The sequence below is a fragment of the Chitinophagales bacterium genome (assembly GCA_017303835.1).
Lineage (GTDB): Bacteria > Bacteroidota > Bacteroidia > Chitinophagales > Chitinophagaceae > JAFLBI01.
In genome coordinates this window covers 708,736-722,859 of record JAFLBI010000001.1, presented here as the reverse complement: position 1 = coordinate 722,859, position 14,124 = coordinate 708,736, and the positions used below count along the sequence as shown (strand labels likewise).

The 14,124-nt window shown below is 41.2% G+C and carries 18 protein-coding genes; 14 read left to right on the top strand and 4 right to left on the bottom strand.

Going from position 1 to position 14,124, the window contains the following annotated elements; genetic code table 11:
• The first annotated feature begins 115 nt into the window (after positions 1 to 115).
• The 3 genes from panB to J0L83_03290 all read left to right on the top strand — a co-directional run bounded on the left by panB (position 116) and on the right by J0L83_03290 (position 3,091).
• A complete protein-coding gene (gene panB, locus J0L83_03300) occupies positions 116 to 931 on the top strand; it encodes a 3-methyl-2-oxobutanoate hydroxymethyltransferase (GenBank protein MBN8663570.1) in 816 nt (271 codons plus the stop codon).
• A gap of 54 nt (positions 932 to 985) precedes the next feature.
• Entirely contained in the window at positions 986 to 2,509 is a 1,524-nt protein-coding gene (locus J0L83_03295) for an aldehyde dehydrogenase family protein (GenBank protein MBN8663569.1), read from the top strand.
• 90 nt (positions 2,510 to 2,599) lie between these two features.
• Entirely contained in the window at positions 2,600 to 3,091 is a 492-nt protein-coding gene (locus tag J0L83_03290) for a hypothetical protein (protein MBN8663568.1), read from the top strand.
• Positions 3,092 to 3,102: 11 nt separating this feature from the next.
• Here the strand turns inward: J0L83_03290 and J0L83_03285 are convergent, their stop codons facing one another.
• Positions 3,103 to 4,089 carry a hypothetical protein gene (locus tag J0L83_03285; protein ID MBN8663567.1) on the bottom strand — a complete coding sequence of 329 codons (987 nt, stop codon included), beginning with the start codon at positions 4,087 to 4,089 and terminating at the stop codon, positions 3,103 to 3,105.
• Between the two features lie 139 nt (positions 4,090 to 4,228).
• On the opposite strand from J0L83_03285, the gene J0L83_03280 reads away from it, so the two are divergent.
• On the top strand, positions 4,229 to 4,882 hold the full coding sequence (locus tag J0L83_03280; protein MBN8663566.1) for an NAD(P)H-binding protein: 654 nt from the start codon (positions 4,229 to 4,231) through the stop codon (positions 4,880 to 4,882).
• On the opposite strand, the gene J0L83_03275 is transcribed toward J0L83_03280, so the two are convergent.
• Positions 4,883 to 5,314 carry a hypothetical protein gene (locus tag J0L83_03275; GenBank protein MBN8663565.1) on the bottom strand — a complete coding sequence of 144 codons (432 nt, stop codon included), beginning with the start codon at positions 5,312 to 5,314 and terminating at the stop codon, positions 4,883 to 4,885.
• Positions 5,315 to 5,431: 117 nt separating this feature from the next.
• Here J0L83_03275 and J0L83_03270 point away from each other — a divergent pair, with 117 nt between their 5' ends.
• From J0L83_03270 to J0L83_03235, 8 genes are all read left to right on the top strand, one after another.
• Complete coding sequence (locus J0L83_03270; protein MBN8663564.1) at positions 5,432 to 5,875, top strand: nuclear transport factor 2 family protein; 444 nt, start codon at positions 5,432 to 5,434, stop codon at positions 5,873 to 5,875.
• Between the two features lie 97 nt (positions 5,876 to 5,972).
• The gene (locus tag J0L83_03265; protein MBN8663563.1) at positions 5,973 to 6,278 is read left to right on the top strand and encodes an antibiotic biosynthesis monooxygenase; all 306 of its coding nucleotides are present in this window, start codon (positions 5,973 to 5,975) and stop codon (positions 6,276 to 6,278) included.
• 2 nt (positions 6,279 to 6,280) lie between these two features.
• Entirely contained in the window at positions 6,281 to 6,712 is a 432-nt protein-coding gene (locus J0L83_03260; protein MBN8663562.1) for a hypothetical protein, read from the top strand.
• On the top strand, positions 6,709 to 7,458 hold the full coding sequence (locus tag J0L83_03255) for an SDR family oxidoreductase (protein ID MBN8663561.1): 750 nt from the start codon (positions 6,709 to 6,711) through the stop codon (positions 7,456 to 7,458). The genes J0L83_03260 and J0L83_03255 overlap by 4 nt, the downstream gene beginning before the upstream one ends.
• 2 nt (positions 7,459 to 7,460) lie before the next feature.
• Positions 7,461 to 7,982, top strand: coding sequence for a class IV adenylate cyclase (locus tag J0L83_03250; GenBank protein MBN8663560.1), 522 nt, complete (start codon positions 7,461 to 7,463; stop codon positions 7,980 to 7,982).
• A gap of 359 nt (positions 7,983 to 8,341) precedes the next feature.
• A complete protein-coding gene (locus tag J0L83_03245; GenBank protein MBN8663559.1) occupies positions 8,342 to 8,713 on the top strand; it encodes a helix-turn-helix transcriptional regulator in 372 nt (123 codons plus the stop codon).
• Complete coding sequence (gene merTP, locus J0L83_03240; GenBank protein ID MBN8663558.1) at positions 8,710 to 9,327, top strand: mercuric transport protein MerTP; 618 nt, start codon at positions 8,710 to 8,712, stop codon at positions 9,325 to 9,327. The genes J0L83_03245 and merTP overlap by 4 nt, the downstream gene beginning before the upstream one ends.
• 459 nt (positions 9,328 to 9,786) lie before the next feature.
• A complete protein-coding gene (locus tag J0L83_03235) occupies positions 9,787 to 10,632 on the top strand; it encodes a sterol desaturase family protein (GenBank protein MBN8663557.1) in 846 nt (281 codons plus the stop codon).
• Between the two features lie 73 nt (positions 10,633 to 10,705).
• On the opposite strand, the gene J0L83_03230 is transcribed toward J0L83_03235, so the two are convergent.
• A complete protein-coding gene (locus J0L83_03230) occupies positions 10,706 to 12,025 on the bottom strand; it encodes a sugar porter family MFS transporter (GenBank protein MBN8663556.1) in 1,320 nt (439 codons plus the stop codon).
• A gap of 323 nt (positions 12,026 to 12,348) precedes the next feature.
• On the opposite strand from J0L83_03230, the gene J0L83_03225 reads away from it, so the two are divergent.
• Both J0L83_03225 and J0L83_03220 read left to right on the top strand, forming a co-directional pair.
• The gene (locus J0L83_03225; protein MBN8663555.1) at positions 12,349 to 12,816 is read left to right on the top strand and encodes a CPBP family intramembrane metalloprotease; all 468 of its coding nucleotides are present in this window, start codon (positions 12,349 to 12,351) and stop codon (positions 12,814 to 12,816) included.
• Positions 12,817 to 12,934: 118 nt separating this feature from the next.
• The gene (locus J0L83_03220; GenBank protein ID MBN8663554.1) at positions 12,935 to 13,771 is read left to right on the top strand and encodes a class I SAM-dependent methyltransferase; all 837 of its coding nucleotides are present in this window, start codon (positions 12,935 to 12,937) and stop codon (positions 13,769 to 13,771) included.
• Positions 13,772 to 13,773: 2 nt separating this feature from the next.
• Here J0L83_03220 and J0L83_03215 read toward each other — a convergent pair whose 3' ends face one another.
• Positions 13,774 to 14,124: a hypothetical protein gene (locus J0L83_03215; protein ID MBN8663553.1), complete on the bottom strand. Its 351-nt coding sequence runs from the start codon at positions 14,122 to 14,124 to the stop codon at positions 13,774 to 13,776.

Sequence of the window (14,124 nt, the reverse complement as noted above, 5' to 3'; positions counted from 1 at the left end):
TAATTCTTAATTATTCATTATTCATTTCCAAAACTTCCTACCTTGCTTGCGCATTTGAATATGTTTTATTCTAACGTAGAGCCATATTCATTCTTTCACGCTTAAGAATATTCAAATGTCTGTACACAGCCAGTTCAAGAAAATTACCACCAACAGCTTACAGAAAATGAAGGCTGCTGGCGAGAAAATCAGCATGATCACTGCTTACGATGTGTCTTTCGCGCGCATCTTTGATGGGGCTGGAATAGACGTGATTCTTGTGGGCGATAGTGCAGGCAATGTAATGGCAGGTTATGAAACAACAGTGCCGGTTACATTAGAGCAAATGATCTATCACGCGCAGTGTGTGATGCGCGGTGTATCGCATTGCCTTACAGTGGTGGATATGCCTTTTGGTACTTATCAGTCGAACCCAGACCATGCAGTAGCAGCAGCTATTCGCATTATGAAAGAAACTGGCGCACACTCGGTAAAGTTAGAAGGCGGCGCTGCCATTATTCCTGCGGTAAAACGGATTGTTGACGCTGGTATTCCTGTAATGGGACATCTGGGTTTAACACCACAGTCGATCTATAAATTCGGCACCTATGCTGTTCGTGCCAAAGAAGATACTGAAGCTACACAATTATTAACAGATGCGCAATTGTTACAGGAAGCTGGTGCTTATGCAGTAGTACTAGAGAAAATCCCGGCTGGATTGGCAAAAACAGTGAGTCAGCAATTGCAAATTCCAACCATTGGCATTGGTGCAGGCCCTGATTGCGACGGACAAGTACTGGTGATGCATGATATGTTGGGTATCAACACAGAATTCAAACCACGCTTCCTTAGACAGTACTTACATTTGCATGAACAAATCACCGGTGCTGTACAACAGTATATCCGTGATGTAAAGCAACAAGATTTCCCAAATGCAGATGAATCGTATTAAATAATCATCCACCATTCTATCATTCAATCATTATATCATTCAATCATTGCTCATATGGATTTCCTCAAACAACTCAATATCGAAGCCAATAACGCAGGCGTTTCTACCGGACACGAATGGATTAAGAGCAGCGGCGAAAGCATTAGCTCCTACTCTCCTGTTGACGGCCAGTTAATCGGCACTGTGCAAACTGCAGATAAAGCAGCTTATGATGCAACAATCGCTAAAGCACAGGAAGCATTTGAAACATGGCGCATGTGGCCAGCACCGAAACGTGGCGAAGTGGTTCGTCAGTTAGGTGAAGCATTGCGCGCCAAGAAAGATGCTTTGGGTAAGCTGGTGAGTTATGAAATGGGTAAAAGCTTGCAGGAAGGTTTGGGTGAAGTGCAGGAAATGATTGATATCTGTGATTTTTCTGTGGGCCTCTCTCGTCAGCTATACGGTTTAACCATGCATAGCGAAAGACCCATGCACCGTATGTATGAGCAATGGCATCCCCTGGGTGTTGTGGGTATTATTTCCGCTTTTAATTTTCCAGTAGCTGTTTGGAGTTGGAATGCAGCTCTTGCCTGGGTATGCGGTGACGTATGTGTGTGGAAACCTAGTGAGAAAACACCGCTTTGTGGTATTGCCGTACAAAAACTGACAGACGAAGTTTTTCAAAAGAACGGTGTACCCGAGGGTGTAAACTGTTTGGTTCAAGGTGGTCGCGATGTAGGTGAATGGTTGAGCAATGATACCCGAGTACCCTTGATTTCTGCAACTGGCTCTACTCGTATGGGTAAAGCAGTGGGTGCTGCTGTAGGTGCTCGTTTGGGTAAAACGATTTTGGAACTAGGCGGTAATAATGCCATCATCATTTCTGATCAGGCTGATTTAGATATGACCATTGTGGGAGCTGTGTTCGGTGCTGTGGGCACTGCGGGACAAAGATGTACCACTACCCGCAGACTCATCATTCATGAAAAAGTTTACGAAGCATTCAAACAGAAATTAACCAAAGCATATCAGCAGTTACGCATCGGCAATCCATTGGATGTGAAGAATCATGTTGGGCCATTGATTGACAAGGATGCTGTTGCACAATACCTCCATTCAATTGAAGCTTGTAAGCAACAAGGCGGCAAATTTATTGTAGATGGTGGCGTACTCAGCGGTGCTGGATTTGAAAGTGGCTGTTATGTACAACCTTGTATCGCTGAAGTGGAGAACCATTGGCCAATCGTACAGCATGAAACCTTTGCGCCTATTCTCTACATCATGTCTTACAAAACGATTGATGAGGCCATCGCTTTGCAGAATGGTGTGCCACAAGGTTTGTCATCTGCTATCATGACGCTGAACATGCGCGAAGCAGAACAATTCTTATCACACAAAGGCAGTGATTGCGGTATCGCCAATGTGAACATTGGTACCAGCGGTGCAGAAATTGGTGGAGCTTTTGGTGGCGAAAAAGAAACCGGCGGCGGTAGAGAAAGTGGTAGTGATGCTTGGAAAGCCTATATGCGCCGACAAACCAATACCATTAACTGGAGTACCCAATTGCCTTTGGCGCAGGGTATCAAATTTGACTTTTAGTGCGCTAAAAGCAGTTTTGCTGCAATCATATAATTGATAGTCGAATAACAGGTATGAAACGTATTTTCATACCTGTTTTAATGTCTAGTTATGCGTAGTCTCATCTTTTGTTTTGTCCTATTATTCTCCACACAGTTGCAAGCACAGAATACTTTCCCGGAACAATGTATAGGTGTTTGGGAAGGCACCATGTATATCTATGGTGGTGGACAGTTGCGCGACAGTGTGCGGGTTAGGCATACAGTGAAGCCGATAGATAAAACCAGCTGGACGTGGAAAACCGAATATCTCTCGGAGAAACTACCCATGACCAAGGATTATATCCTGCGCCAACAGGAACCGAGTATCTATGTGGTGGATGAGGGACAAAATGTGGTTATACCAATGCGACAAGCCGCTAATAAATTATACAGTGTATTTGAAGTGCAGGGCATCCTACTCACCAGTAGTTACGAATTAAGCAATGGACAATTGATCTTTGAAGTCATATCCGGTAAAAAGAACAGTGAAGCCAACGCACAAGTGGGCACTTACCTCATGAATGCAGTACAAAGGGTTGAACTGAAGCGGGTACAATATTAGGCATCAATTATTCATCGCTTTAGATTCAGCCAATTGAGCCAGTCCATTGCCACTTTATCCCAGTTATACTGGCTGTAATCGATCTTGCCCTCTTTCGTAAGCGGAAAGAAATTGTGTTCCATTGCCGGATAGTCTTTAAAACTTAGCCATGGATTCTTGTCTTGTATAGCCATTGCTCTGAGTAAATCATTATAGGGTGCACCCCAATCTTTTCCGCCATATACAATCAGCACTGGTTTCTTCATTTTCAGCAACAAGGGTACTACAGATACCGAAAACTCTTTTATATTCTGATAGCTATCTCCCTTCCCCACTGGCATTTCAATTTGATTAGCATGAATATTCGCCCAATAATCAAATTCTTGTGTCGCAAATGAAACAGTATCAGTTTCCCTAGTTCTTGCCTGCGCAATCATTGCCAGTATTCTTCCATGAGGCGTACCTCCGGCATAAATGATCGATTGGATACGTGCATCATTCGCTGCCATATGTGCAGCAATGGTACTGCCTTCAGAGTGCCCGGCCACAACCAAGCCAGTTTTTGCTGTCCAAGGTTGTTTCAGCAGAAAATCAATGACCGCTTTATTGCGTGGCACATAATATGAAAGCAAATTGTGCTTTCGATAAAGCGCTGGAAAATCCCCGTTTACATCAGTATAACAAAGTTGCGGATTCAGTTTTTGAACGGGCTGTTTTACAGGTACCCCCGGCTTTCCTACGATTACTACATGATATTTTTTTGACAATATTTCCGGATTGAATGGGAATACACCATAAATACCCTGATCAGCTTCTTTTATCAAGGGCTGAGGAAGACTACCCTGACAAAAAAAGAAGATAGGTTTTTTCGTATCCGCATTATTCTTTTCAGACCATACCAGTATATCGACAGGTGTTTGTTGAAAATTAATCTTGAAATACCTGAATCCATAGTAACCGGCTGTATCTTGAGCCTGAACCCATGAACTGAACAATAACATTAAAATAAGTGCACGCATAAGATAAATATACTGTCAAATACAACTATTTAATCACCCTTATACAACTGCGCGTATTTATCATACCAGTGCAATCAAGCACTACCGAAATCAGTACTTACCTTTAAAACAGCAACTACATTCATCAAACCCAATATCTATGGCACAATACACAATCATCGGTGCAAGCGGACTTATCGGCAGCCTGATTCTACAAGAACTGCTGGACACAACTGATGCTGAGATCAACCTAGTGCTTCGTCGCCCATTGGGTATCACAAATACTCGTGCAAAAGAATGTATTGTTGATTTTACAGATCAGCAAGCCATCAATCAAGCACTTGCAGGAAGTGATGGCGTATTTGTCGCCATCGGTACCACAAGAAGCAAAGTAAAAGGGAATACCATAGCCTATCGGAATGTTGATTATGCTATTTCTATCGCTATTGCAAAAGCTTGTATAGTAAATAGCATACCCAAATTAGTATTGGTATCTTCAGTTGGCGCGAATAGCCAAAGCCCTAATTTCTACCTGAGATTAAAAGGTGAAGTTGAAGATACCATTAGTAATATGCCAATCCCTTTTCTTGGCATATTTCAACCCTCTCTCCTGCTTGGCGCCAGAAAAGAATTCCGCTTGGGTGAAAAGATTGGTCAAGCCATCATGCCACTTATATCCTTCTTGATGCCCACACAATACAAACCTATTAAAGCATCTATTGTAGCAAAAGCCATGATAAAAGTTGTATTAGCTAATGCGACAGGTATTCATCGCTATACTTATCGAGACATGACTTGTATGACTACATCCTGATTATTTCTTCAAGAAGTACATGGCAGGCGCACAGGCTGCACATTTAGCAATATCTTTCTGCTTACTTTTCTTCATATTGATTTTGCATTCTCTTTTTTCCATTTGATAGACTGCAACTTCTCCAGGGGCTAATCGTATATCACTTGCCCAATGGGTATACATGCCACTAGAATTATTACTGACCATCTGACAAGTTTCTTTAACAGGCTTTGTTCCCACATTGGTGAATTCTACTTCAAACACACAGGTAGTGCCATAGTGCTTTAGAAATTTTGTTCTTAATTGAATGGTACCACCACCAGTTAAATTTATTTTCTGAGGTTCTCCCCAAACATCAGCTTCAGCAGCCAAAAGCAGTTGTTGGGCGTTGCTTTTGTAGGAGGCAAATATCAATAAGGTAAACAAACAGCATTTCAGGAATAGCTTTTTCATGTAGATGGTTTTGGCAACAATATTGCTGTTTATAGTAATCCTTGTCAATAATGCATATGGATTATTTCAGTTTAGCCAAGCAGTTTTTCCTAACTTAAATGACACAACTTATTTATCATGAAACCACGACAAACACTGATTAAAGTTAGCTTTTGCATTAGCTGCTTTTTTGCTTGCCAACCAAGCACCCCTCCTGAATCAGCCAAACAAGCTGTTGCTGATGCCGAAAGCGCTTTTGCACAAATGGCTAAAGATTCCGGCATTGCCAGGGCCTTTTTTGTCTTCGCTGATTCCGGTGCTGTCATTAAACGTGAAAACGATACCCTAATTCATGGCCCCGCCGCTATTCAGGCTTATTATGCCAATACACAGGCAGGCACAACTGTCAGCTGGTCGCCAGATTTTGTGGATGTTTCCACTGATGGCAGCATGGGCTATAGCTATGGAAAATATCTCTGGCGCATACCCGGTAAGGACAGTGGTTTCACCGAATACAAAGGTGTATTCCACACTGTTTGGAAAAAACAGACCGATGGCAGTTGGAAATATGTTTGGGACTAATTTTATACCATCAACGCATAACACGATGCAGAAATACTTATTGATTTTTTTCATGTTGCTTTTTATTCAATCAAAAGCAAAATCGCAGGGCGCTCCAATGGTGCGTATTGCAAAAATTCAAGTAGATGCCAACAAATTAACTGCTTATGAAAAGGCATTGAAAAAGCAGATGCAGGCAGCAATAAAACTTGAACCTGGCGTACGCTCCTATCATGCTGTAGCTGAAAAAAATAATCCAACGCGTATCACTATTCTGGAAGTGTATGCTGATACACTTTCTTACCAAAAGCATATTCAAACAAAACATTTCAAAGAATATAAAGCAACTGTTAAGGATATGGTGATTTCGCTAGAGTTAATTGATGTAACTACCATCGCATTTGCCAGAAAAGAAAATGAATAGCTATGCCTAAAACCTGGACAGAAAAATTGCAAACGGCAAGACAGCCTGAAATCAAAAAAATCGATAAAGCATTTGCAGATATACCAGCGAATGCAAATATGCTCATTGCCACACCGCAGCTCATTGCGGCTTACCTAAAACAAGTACCCAAGGGTGTGTCTGTGGATACTACTACCCTACGCAAAGACCTAGCATTGGAATATGGTGCGGAATATACTTGTCCCGTTACAACAGGCATTTTTCTGCGTATGGTAGCTGAAGCTGCTTATGAACAATACCAACAGCAAAACAGCCTCCGCAACATCACGCCTTTCTGGAGAGCCATTTCGCCCAATGCCCCATTGGCTAAAAAACTAAGTTTTGGGCAGGACTGGCTAATGGAACTGCGCAAAAAAGAAGGTTTGGATACCACTACAAAAACCAAACGAAAATGAGTAAAACAGCTTTAGTCACCAATGCCACGCAATATGCGGGCGAACCAGCTGTACAAGCGTTACTGGCAGATGGCTATAAGGTATTGGCGCAGGATACCAGCTTTGCGCATCAATCATCAGCGAATAACTTTGCAACAAAATTTCCGGGTGTATTGTGTACGGCCATTCAGGATCCTATAGCCTTAGCAAAAGCTGCAATAGAAACCCTGGGCGATATTCGTGTGCTCATTAGCAACGATGCCTATCCTGCTGTGCATACCCCTGTTGCGGAAGGTGATGTGGATGCTTTGCGTGCCACATTAGAAGCTGTGGTGGTATATCCTTACAGACTGATGCAAGCCATTCTACCCAAACTAAAAGCACAAAACAAGGCCAACATTGTTTTCATCACTTCTTGCAGAACAGAACTGCCTTTATTGGGTGGTGCCATACCCGATGCAGCCCGTGCAGCAGCCAATGCCTTGGTAAAATCATTGAGTATTGAACTGGCGCCATTTGGAATACCTGTGAATGCCATTGGCCCCAATTACTTGTATAGCGAAGCCTATTTTCCCAAGGCGAAGTTTGTAGATGACCCTGTTGGCAGAAACTTTATTGAACAGGTAGTGCCTGTTGGGCGATTGGGCAAGCCCGAAGAACTGGGTGAACTGATTCTGTATCTGGCCAATATGCAGGGTTGCTTTCATACCGGCAGCATCATTCCTTTTGCCGGTGCCTGGCCGGCTGCACCAGAAAGACCATTTTAAATATGCCACACCTGAATATCGAATTCAAAGCAAAGGTTGAGGACATAGAGCCTTATGAAAACCAATTGAAAAAGCTACAACCGGAATTTCGCGGACTGGATCACCAGATAGATACCTATTTTAATGCCACACATGGCCGTTTAAAGCTACGCGAAGGCAATATTGAAAATGCATTAATACAATATGAACGTGCTGATTATGCCGGTGCCAAATCTTCTACCGTTACTTTATACAACCATGTGCCCCACCCTGCATTAAAAGCGATACTGACAAAGCAACTGGGTGTTAAAGTAGTAGTTGATAAAGAGCGCAAGATTTACTTTATCGACAATGTGAAATTTCATTTTGACATAGTAGCAGGATTAGGTCATTTCATAGAAGTAGAAGCCATTGCCCAAGATGATAGCCATACCAAAGCAGGTTTACAAGAACAGTGCGACTACTATATTGATTTCTTCAAGATTCAGCCAGCGCAATTTGTGGAACAATCTTATAGTGATCTCTTGCTGGCCCTTACTGCATAAGCCATTGCTGCTCGAAAATTTGGTGAGCCTTTCGGCTACAAATAACCGTGTATTAAACGATTATAAGCGTTTAGCAATATCTACGCGATTTGTATTGGCGTAATTATAATACAAAAAGTATAATAGCAATTGATTGATTTTCAATAATGATTTTTTGTAATATCGATTAATTCAGGAAATCTTATTGCGTATATTTATGTGTTAGCTGCAACCCTGTTGGACACTTCCCGTTTATTAATTGGACATTTTTTTTGCGACACTTCAAAACAGCTTTGTAACCTTGCCGACAATTTTGTATTTAAGTATTTGCTTAAATAAGTAATCTTCACTACTTTTGACCCCGACAAACAAATTTGACAATGGCAAACGACACTTGCATAAGGTTACAGGCAGACATAGAACAAATTAAAAGTTGCCGAGAAAAGTTAAAGGCTAACTCAAAATCATTTTTACAGTTGGGGCAGGTTCTTGCTTTGGCAGGTAACGAAGTGCGGCTAAAAATAATGTTTCTACTTGAAGAAGAAAATGAACTTTGCCCTTGCGACCTAAGCGACATTTTAGGAATGAGCATTCCAGCTATATCGCAACATCTACGCAAACTAAAAGACGGAAACATCATTGAAGCCAGAAAAGTAGGGCAAACTATTTTCTATTCTTTACGCAGCGAACATTTAAAAACTTTAAGACCGTTTTTTAAAATTATTAATCAACAAAATTTGGCGACAGTATGACAACGAAAACAAAAAATAGTAAAGGTTGGGTTGCAGGTCTGTTGGCAGCAGTTGCTGCTTCGCTTTGTTGCATAACACCAGTTTTAGCTTTCTTAGGTGGTGCAAGTGGACTTGCTTCCTCGTTTTCGTGGATTGAACCTTTTCGTCCATATTTAATCGGTTTGACTGTTGCCGTTTTTGCGTTTGCGTGGTATCAAAAATTAAAACCAAAAAAACAAGTTGACTGCGACTGTGAAGCAGACAACAAAAAATCATTTTGGCAATCAAAATCATTTTTAGCAATCGTTACAGTGCTTGCAGGACTGGTAATTGCATTTCCTTACTATGCAAAAGTATTTTATCCAAAGCCACAGGAAGCAAAGGTTATTATTGTTGACAAAAGCAACATACAGACAGCAGAATTTAAAATAAAAGGTATGACCTGCGAAGGCTGCACAGAACATATAAATAGCGAACTTTCAAAAACATCGGGAGTGATTGAGTTCAATACTTCTTACGAAAAGGGCAACAGCCTTGTAAAGTTTGACAACAGTAAAACTTCCGTTGATAGCCTTGTATCTGTCATTAATAAAACTGGTTATAAAGTAACTTCTCAATCTGTAATCAACAACTAATGGAAAAAACTATCATACTTCAATCTGTTATTACTTGCCCCGTTTGTGGACACAGACAAGAAGAAACAATGCCAACAGATGCTTGTCAGTATTTTTATGAGTGTTCAAATTGTAAGACACGACTTAAACCAAAAGAAGGCGACTGTTGTGTTTATTGCAGTTACGGAACAGTAAAGTGTCCGCCTATTCAATTGGGCAAATCTTGTTGCTGACAGAGAAGGGTATGCAGCTAACAGGGGGTTTGCTGCTATGCTGGCTGACGAATATATTCTCATCTTTTTGTTCGCTATCAGCAGCAGTTCCAGCCGACGTAATTCTATTTAGCTTTTTGTTGTTAACTTCATCTTCATATTTTCAATCATCAGCGGTTCGGGGCTGGACGTTCAATGAATACCAGCACAGCAGCAAGCCCTGGCCGTTAGTCGCAATTCAACTAAATAATATACCCATCAAACAACCATGCATGAAATCCTCAACACAATTCTGAATACCAACCAGAATTATCTGATTATCGTGTTGCTCGTGATTTTCTTCACGTTGGAGCAGGTTTCCACCACGCCTTTTCGTTTTAAACAAAGAGGAAAACATTTACTAGAAAATAGTCTTTTTCAAATTGTACTGACAGGCTTAAACATATTTTTTGTTGCTATTCAGGTCTACTCTATCGAATGGTTAAATACACAACAAATTGGGCTATTCTATTTTGTAGAATTTCCATTTTGGGCAAAGCTGGTTTTGGGTGTTGTTTTGTATGACTTTACCACCTATTGGGTTCATCGAGCATCACACAAAGTGCCACTTTTATGGCGCCTGCACAGAGTACATCATAGTGATACCACGATGGATTCTTCAACCACACTTCGGTTTCATCCACTTGAGTTAGTACTTATCTATCAGACGGGAAATATTGTGACAGCCGGCTTATTTGGAACAGATGTGAATTCAATGGTTGTATACTATTTCATCATTTATATTTTTCTTTTCCTGGAGCATTCAAATCTACGCTATCCAAAATGGCTGAACAATACACTTGGAATTGTTTTTGTAATGCCTGATCACCATAGAGTGCATCATCAGCAGGAACAGTTCTATACCGATTCAAATTTTGCAGACATTTTCATCATTTGGGACAGACTATTCGGCACATTTAAGATGATGCCTGTTGAGCAGATGAAGTACGGATTAGTTGAGTTTGAAGGAGAAAAGAAACAATCTTTTCTTTACTTGATGAAAAGCCCTTTCATGCAGATTAAAAGAGTAGCATCTGAAAAGCAGACTACTGATGATAATGATATAAAAAACTGAGATAAGTAGGCACTTTAATACTTTTTGCTTTTACCTTTTGACTTTTGCCTTTTCACTTATCACTTTTGCCTTATCAATGTATCCTCACATCCATATCTTCCAATGCCACACCCTTGGTTTCTGGCATCATAAAGCGCACATAGAGTAATTGGAGTACCATCATTACTGTAAAGAATAAGAATATAGGTCCTCCACCGAAAGCACCTGCCATAATGGGAAAAATATTGGCAATGATGGCCGCGAATATCCAGTGAATGAATGAACCAAATGCTTGCCCGTTGGCACGCACTTCGTTGGGAAATATTTCACCTACAAACACCCAGATCACAGCGCCTTGTCCTATCGCATGTGCAGCAATGAAGATAAAAACAAAGAATGTCATCCCATCAAATGCATCTCTATAAAATGCCATCGCAATTAAACCCAATGAAACAATGTAACCGAAAGAACCAATATACATCAGTGTTCTTCTACCCGCTTTGTCAATCAAGCTTAAACCCAACATCGTAAAGATCAGGTTCACCAAACCTATACCAGTACTCGATAAAAGCGCAGCAGATTTACCAAGTCCGGCCATCTCAAATACACGCGGCGCATAATAAATGATGGCATTGATGCCTGATGCCTGATTGAAAAATGCTAATAAGCATGCCAATAAGATGGGTTTGGCATAAGCTTTTGAAAAGAACTTGCTTTTTGTTTTCGCTTGGTTACGTTCATGTGCCGATTGGATGGATGCAAGCGTTTCATGCGCAGATGCAGCATCAATCTTTTGTAGTACAAGCAATGCAGCTTGCATGTCCTGTTTGTGTAAGGCCAACCAACGCGGACTTTCTGAAACAAAGAAAGTCAGCACAGTAAACAACAAAGAAGGAATACCCACAATACCCAACATCCAGCGCCAGCCGTCTGCCCCACCCATTTCACCAAAGAAATAATTGGATACATAGGCCAGCATAATTCCGAACACAATATTGAATTGAAACAAAGCAACTAATCTGCCGCGCTTACTAGCAGGCGCAATCTCCGCAATATAGAGCGGTGCAATCACAGATGAAGCACCAATGCTCAAGCCGCCAATCAAACGGAAGAACATGAAAGTGTAGACATCTTGCGCCAATGCGGAACCAACTGCAGATACAAAGAACAAAACCCCTACCCAACTCAGGCTTTTTTTTCTGCCCATGGCATCGGCGATCATGCCGCCCGTCATGGCACCAACTACGGTTCCATACAAAGCAATCGATACGGCCAACCCATGCATGGCATCACTAAGTTGCCATAAAGCTTGTATGGTTTGTTCCGCACCAGAGATAACAGCCACATCTAAACCAAAAAGGAGTCCGCCCAAGGCAACTGTGAGCGACCAAAGCAAGAGTTTATTTTGTTGCATAGGAAAGCTTTCGTTGCTTAAATGTACTGTGCCCAGCAAATTCAAAGAACAAGAATTATTTTGCTTTAAGCGGAAACGTTTGCGGAGGATATTGGTTATTGTTGATTGACAATTGTCAATTGCACATTGATAGACAGTTATTGGACATGACGATTAGCTATAACAGTAACTTTAGGATAAAGATTTGATGGTTTATTTTAGATATCTATTAGACTCAAACCATATGAGTTAACGCTTATGAAGTAGTACACTGAACTTACATGATCAGAACTATTCATTATATCAGACAAAAAATTGGTAGGTTTTATAGCTATTGGTCGGCTATGCACCCGATTCCTTTTACGTTTACCGCTTTGCTACTGTCGTACCTATTTTCCATACCGGCATATATCACAATTGATTTACTGGATATTTCAGACAAAGCTTATGGCGGGCCGGATTTCACCAATAAGCACCAGATAGAGATTTTCATTTTGGCAGTTATTCTAGCCCCAGTATTGGAGACTTTGGTTGGTCAGCGCTTGCCCATCAGCCTTTGCCAGAAATTTATACCAAGTCATAAACAATCCATTGGCATACTCAGTTCCACTATCTTATTTGCCTTGATGCATCTTTCCTATAGTATTTGGTATTTTCTAACAATACTACCCATGGGCTGGATTTTAGCCTTAACCTATACAATTTTTCAGCGGCGAAAAGAGTCTGCATTTTGGATGACGGCAATTCTACATGCTTTTAAAAATCTCCTAGCGTTTATTGCAAACTATCTTGATTCATTGCCTGTCAAATAGAAATATAAAGTGCTGAATATCTTTTATTTTAACCGCTTTCAACATTGATTGACGCCTTTATTGACTGATGCTTTTAGATAAATGCTGGAGTTCTTCCTGAATTCCACAAATTTGCAGCATGAAAAAGCTGATCACGGGTATGTTGGCCAATCTGGGTTATGAGGTACGCAAACTGCCCTATGGCAATAAAAAAGGTGCGGCCCTCTTGGAGAGTCGCCTTAGCGTTAAACTCAATCTAGGTCTGGAGTTTGAAGATCAGGCTTTTGAAGCCATGCAGGTGGTGAAGAAAAATACCATGCTCACTTATGAACCATTGGTGAGCTTATACGAGAACGTGGTGTATTGCGAGCGTAACCAGATTCCTGGCGCTTTTGTAGAGTGTGGTACCTGGAAAGGCGGCGCAACGGGTATGATGGCCATTGCCAATCTGCAACATGGAACACAGAGAAGGGCCTTGCATTTGTTTGATTCGTTTGAAGAGATTTGTCAGGCAGACGAAACCCACGATGATGCAACAATTGTAAAGGAGACATTGGAATTAAGTAAAGTAAAAGCCAGTGGCAAAGAGCCCCTCACAGCATTAAAGGGCATCTATGATGAATGGGGCGGTCCGGGTGCATTGGAAATCAATAAAGCATTATTGGAAAACACAATCGGTTATCCTGCAGACCAATTGCATTACCACAAAGGCTGGTTTCAGGATACGGTTCCGGCTGATGCAGGCAGTATTGGCCCTATTGCTATTCTGCGTTTAGATGGCGATTGGTATGAGAGTACCAAAGTATGTTTGGAGCATTTGTATCCCTTGGTTTCGCCAAAAGGCATTGTCATCATTGATGATTATGGCTATAATATTGGTTGCAGAAAAGCAGTACACGAGTATTTCGATCAGCAGGGCATTCACCCATTGCTGACTTATGTGAATCATACCTGTCGATATTTCATCAAACCCTAAGGCTATTGCTCAGTAGCAACAGAAGATTCAATCAGGTAATAATTCCTGAAAATGTCTTTCTTGTAGTCAAAGTATATTCGGTAACCGTTGGCACGTGTTAACCCATCATAATAGACTTCCAGACGGTATTTTCCATTGGCTCTGGAAACAAACCAAATATCTCGCCTGCCGATAGAGTCTGGCGTTCCGAGATAATCGTGCACCAAATCTCTGGACTGACCAAAAGGAATATTATTCCACTTATATGGCTTGTTCAATCTGGCACCTAAGGGCATGAATACAAATACAAGTAGCAAATAAAGCCCTACACCAGCCAGTAAAGTAATCAGTAAACGTCTTCCCCATTTACGCAT